This window comes from Bacillus cereus group sp. BfR-BA-01408 (assembly GCF_022663305.1).
Taxonomy (GTDB): Bacteria; Bacillota; Bacilli; order Bacillales; family Bacillaceae_G; genus Bacillus_A; species Bacillus_A pacificus.
In genome coordinates this window covers 1-216 of the sequence record NZ_JAKUFF010000343.1, presented here as the reverse complement: position 1 = coordinate 216, position 216 = coordinate 1, and the positions used below count along the sequence as shown (strand labels likewise).

Genomic DNA, 216 nt, shown 5'->3' with positions numbered 1-216 from the left:
CCCCGTGGAGCTTTACTGTAGCCTGATATTGAATTTTGGTACAGTTTGTACAGGATAGGCGGGAGCCTTTGAAACCGGAGCGCTAGCTTCGGTGGAGGCGCTGGGGGGATACCGCCCTGACTGTATTGAAATTCTAACCTACGGGTCTTATCGACCCGGGAGACAGTGTCAGGTGGGCAGTTTGACTGGGGCGGTCGCCTCCTAAAGTGTAACGGA

At 54.6% G+C, this 216-nt stretch carries 1 rRNA gene; it reads left to right on the top strand.

What is annotated here, in order from left to right:
* Nucleotides 1–216, top strand: a 23S ribosomal RNA gene (locus MR083_RS27575); the annotation flags it as partial.